The following is a 4625-nucleotide window of genomic DNA, read 5'->3' as shown; positions in this document are numbered from 1 at the left end:
TTCACGCAATAGCTGATCGTCCTCTTGTGAACATCCAGTCCGATGTAATACATATCGTCTCTCAAGGAGCCTCCGGGGTAGTTCTCTGAATCAGCTTCACCGCTGAGTTCAGCCTTTGCAACACCTCGTGCTCCTCACTGACTTACATTCAAACAAACCGCACCTTGCCGGTTAGCCTCCGGGTTATTGACGAGTTAGCGACAAACCAGACCCTTTGGGTTATGGAACCGAAGGTCGGAGACTAGTCCGACGATGCGATCGTGCTATGCGGCAGCTACCTACTCTGCTGAATGTCGAATCACGCGGCATCCACGGGAGGGTTTGTTTCCGCGGGAGCCGCTGGCAAGGTGAAGTGGAATGTCGCGCCACGCGCGCCGTCGCCGTTGGCCCAGATCCGGCCGCCATGCGAATCGACAATTGACTTGCTGATTGCTAAGCCCATGCCGCTGCCTTGCGGTTTCGTCGTAAAGAACGCATCAAATATCTGGTCGGCCTTGCCCAAGGGTAGCCCGGGGCCTGTGTCATTTACAGAGATCTCGATCTGGCCGTCCTCGCCCAATTGCGACTTCACCGTAACCACGCCGCCCGTGTCCTTTATCGCCTCGATGCCATTCAGCATCAAGTTCATGAGCACCTGCTGAAGTTGCACCCGATCTGCCACGGTCATTGGAAGATCGTCTTTCAGATCGGTGCGGATCGATACTCCATGCTCTCTGGCCTCACCTCCCATCATCCCGGCCATTTCGCCGATGACCTCATTTATCGCGACCAATTCACGTTTGGGAGAGGATTTTTTGTACAACGATCGCAGACGGTTGATAATCTCCGAGGCAAGGGTGCCCGCTTCGATGATTCTTTCCGTCCCTTTGCGCGCCTCCATCAGATCGGGCGGGTCGCGCTGAAGCCATCGCAAAGATGCCTTGGCATTAGCGGTTGTGACCGTAAGGGGCTGTGCGAGTTCGTGCGAGATAGAGGCGACCAGTTCTCCCATCGTGCTGACCCGGCTCGCATGGGTAAGATCCGCCTGGAGCTGTTCAGCACGTTTGCGGTCTTCAATGTCCGTTGCCGCGCCACACCATTTCACAATCTTCCCGCGCTTGTCCCACACAGGCACGGCGCGTATCAGGAACCAGCGATAGACTCCGTCCGATCCGCGGCGCAGCCGCGCTTCATAATCCAGAGGTTCGCCAGTCGTCGCGGACGCGCGCCATCGCTCCGTGATGCGGTTGAGGTCCTCAGGGTGAATCGTCTTCTCCCATCCTGACGCTGACGCTTCTTCCGGGCTCAATTCTGTGTATTCGAGCCAACCCCTGTTCATGAAAGTGCGATTGCCCCTGGGGTCGGCAACGAAAGCCAGGGCGGGCATGGTTTCTACTGCCTCGCGGAATTTCTTCTCCTGCTCCTGCAACTGGTGAATACGCATTTGATAACCGGCCCAGAGCAGCATAAAGAAAGCGAGCACGTAAAAGCCTCGGAACCAAATCGTCTGGTACCAGGTGGGCGCGATGTTGAAGTCCAGATGCGCTCCCTCTTCATTCCAGACTCCGTCGTTATTGCAGGCTATGACTCGAAAATGGTACTTCCCGCGACCGAGCCTGGTATAAAAAGCTTCGCGACGAGTGCCCGCGTCCTGCCAGTCTTTATCCACTCCTTCCAGCCTGTACCGAAAATGCACCTTCTCCGGCACAGACAGGCTAAAAGCCATATAGCCAATTTGCAGATCGGTTGTTAGTGGGGGCAGCACCAGATTCGCCAGCGAACCGGATTGTTTGCCATTCGCTCTCACAGACCGAATCAAAACAGGAGGAGGAATTGCATTCGTCGAGATGTCGGCAGGATCGACCCGCACGATTCCGCCCGACGCAAAAAACCAAAGTCCGCCGTCGGTTCCCTGAATCTCCTTTAAAAAGGCTCCCGTAGCCGCGAATGTTCCGGACAGGCCATCGAATGAGTCGAACAGACGATACTTTACGCGATAGGAGGGATTGTCCAAGGCATGCTGGGCTTCCGACGCGGGGATGTGAATTACACCCCTGCTTTCAGCCAGCCACAAACTGCCGTCGGGTGTCTCTTCAATGCCCATAACCGAACCGAATGTTTCGGCATCCGCAGGGCCGATCCGCCGGAAACCGTTCCCGTCGAAGAAGGCAAGTCCCAAGCTTCCGCCAACCCATATATGCCGTCCCCGGCCATTGATTGCCCTTACGCTTCCAACGGGAGAAGCATCGGCAGGAAAAACTCTCTGTATCTTTCCCTGGTCCAGGATAACCATTGTGCCCCCTTCGTATCCGAACCATGCGCGGCCCATCCAATCCGTGAAGGCTGTCCTCGGGGTCAATTTTGCGAATTCCGACGCGGTCTCAAGTTGCTGCCATCGTCCATTTTTCCGATAAAATATGCCTTCTCTCAGGGCAGTCAGCCAGAGCGCACCGGAGCCGTCCTCCGTGGCTCCCATCGGCACAATTGTCTTGGGAAACGACGGAGGTAGCGCGATCCTGGTATATTTTCCAGCGTTAAAGCGATATATGGCATCCAAGCAAAGCCACCAGATCGCGCCAGAGGGGTCACGATACGCAGATAGGGCCTCGCTGGGCATCGGATGGCTAGGATCAGCGCGTCCTCCGTGAACGCGGACCATGGAAGCCAGGTTTGCTACCCAGGCGTCTCCGGCCTCTCCGGCAGCCAAAATAGCAAACCGCGCCTTGAAGGGGAGAATGACCGGATTCAGGTTCGTTCTGCGGAAGCGATCGAGACCGTTGTTGGTCCCGACCCAGATATTCCCCTCCCGGTCTTGAAGAATGGCGCGGACATAATCGTCGCTCAATCCATCCTTCGCAGAGAACGACTCGACCGCGGTGCTGAATTTCTCGATACGGCCGCTCAGCAGTTCTGGAGTTGGAGAACGGCGAAGCCCGTCGCCTATGCTGGTGATCCACAAGGCGCCGTCGTTATCAAAAAGAATTCCCTGGGAAGCGACCCGGACTTCGGTTTCGTCGGCAGGCTGCAAACCCGACGTCAATTGCCGCGAAATCGCCAAATCACTCAACGAGTTGTGCAAGATGGACCGACTTCCAATTGCGGGCGAGTGACGGGCATCACCTTACTGCCTGTTGCTCCGACCGGAGTCACCATGCCGCTCGGACAGCTGGATTTGGCAATCGAGACCGCCTCGAATTAAATGGCAATATTGGATTGCACCGGGCGGCAGGATAATAGTGCAACATTCCATTGCAACGGGCATCTCTCTGCAACTCTATCGAGTCAGTGGCTTCTCAAGGAGTTCAATGCAGTGTCTCAATTGCGGATCGTGGCCACGACGCGGTTCACGCCAGTCGAACGCAACGCTTGGTCCGGCTCGATCGGGGTGCCTTCGAGAACTGATCCTTTCCAGGTGTAGTACGCTCCCGTGGGAAATGCTAAGCGGTAGCCATGCCCTACCTTGGCGGAGGTGGCTGATAGAAGCCGACCTGCTGTCTTTTCATCGACAATTACGGCGAGCGAGTTTTCCCGTGCGAAGGCGACGATCATTTCAGCAGCGCTGGCTGTGTGCCGGTCAACCAGGAGAACGACCCTTCCATGGAAAGGCTTGTTTCCGAGCCCTTCGGTCTCAAGGACGATGGGAGATTTCTTCACGAGCGTGGGCGTATAGCGCAGCGCGAGTAGCCAAAGCTCCTTCTTCGAGGCTGGAATCCTGTGAAAAGCGCGACGGCGTGTTCACGTGCCGGCTGTGCGGTCCGTGTCTGGCCGTGCGGGGCGTGGGTGGGGGGCACGCCGGCCGCTTATGGCATCGATAAACGCTGCGCCGTTAATCGGGATCAGGATCATGCATCATCGCTGCGCGCATTGCGGACAATCGTCATTCAGGAGCCGACGTCCATCAGGAGCGGTCACATCAGGATGTTGTTCACGGGCTGAATCGGCGCGGGAATCTCCCGCTCTCCCAGCATTTCCCGCAAATCGATTTCGATGACGCGGCTTAGTGAGGTGATCGGTACATCATTCGGGCTTCCCTCGAAGGGATTCTCGGAGGCGTCGCCGATCTTATCCATGGTGTGAAACACCCAGCAAACCACGACGCTGGCGGGAATCGTCATCCAGGTGAAAGCCGCGCCAATCTTCTCGAACTCCTGCAAAAGACCGTAAGGCACCATCAGGATGAAAAGCCAGACGAAGAGCAAGTTCAGAGTCGCGAACTGCCGCGGGTAGGGGAAATTCTTGATGCGCTCGCACTTGCCTTGGCTGTCCAACAGCAAGGACAACGTGCGCTGCATTTCCGATCGTGGGAACTCGCCCAAACTACCCTCGACAGTAAGCTCCCGGATTTCCTTCGACTGTATCGCAATCAACTGTGTTGCGGTGTTCTTCTTTTTCAAGAGGAATTCGATCTCTGCAGGGTCGAGCAATGCTTCCAGCTCCGCCCGCAGATCACCCTCCCATTCCACGATGCGATAGAACTTCCGGTATTCGACATTATGGCGGCGGCTCATGCTCTCCCAGCTGCGCGGCTCGCGCAGCTGGTAGCGGAGCGCAGTCAACCACGCAAGATGGCGATAAATCAACCTGCGCTGCGCTCCGCTACCCGGTGCGACAAAGTTCGACACCATAAGCCCCCACGTACGGCTATC

At 56.6% G+C, this 4625-nt stretch carries 4 protein-coding genes; 1 reads left to right on the top strand and 3 read right to left on the bottom strand.

Going from position 1 to position 4625, the window contains the following annotated elements:
• Window positions 1-298 precede the first annotated feature (298 nt).
• Window positions 299-2824: a sensor histidine kinase gene (locus tag Q363_RS37375; protein WP_245632684.1), complete on the bottom strand. Its 2526-nt coding sequence runs from the start codon at window positions 2822-2824 to the stop codon at window positions 299-301.
• Here Q363_RS37375 and Q363_RS45235 point away from each other — a divergent pair.
• Window positions 2792-3178 (top strand): hypothetical protein, encoded by a 387-nt coding sequence (locus Q363_RS45235; protein ID WP_245632685.1) that lies wholly within the window; start codon window positions 2792-2794, stop codon window positions 3176-3178. The two genes, Q363_RS37375 and Q363_RS45235, sit on opposite strands and share 33 nt — an antisense overlap.
• A gap of 116 nt (window positions 3179-3294) precedes the next feature.
• Here Q363_RS45235 and Q363_RS35325 read toward each other — a convergent pair whose 3' ends face one another.
• Complete coding sequence (locus Q363_RS35325; RefSeq protein ID WP_035359884.1) at window positions 3295-3633, bottom strand: S41 family peptidase; 339 nt, start codon at window positions 3631-3633, stop codon at window positions 3295-3297.
• Window positions 3634-3887: 254 nt separating this feature from the next.
• Complete coding sequence (locus Q363_RS35320; protein WP_051979801.1) at window positions 3888-4604, bottom strand: bestrophin family protein; 717 nt, start codon at window positions 4602-4604, stop codon at window positions 3888-3890.
• Between the last annotated feature and the right edge of the window lie 21 nt (window positions 4605-4625).

This window comes from Edaphobacter aggregans DSM 19364, assembly GCF_000745965.1.
Lineage (GTDB): Bacteria > Acidobacteriota > Terriglobia > Terriglobales > Acidobacteriaceae > Edaphobacter > Edaphobacter aggregans.
This window is presented reverse-complemented; position numbering and strand designations above follow the sequence as displayed.

What these genes read in the sequence shown, in the direction of transcription:
- Q363_RS35320 (WP_051979801.1), bottom strand. Translation starts at nt 4,604, where the DNA reads ATGGTGTCGAACTTTGTCGCACCGGGTAGCGGAGCGCAGCGCAGGTTG.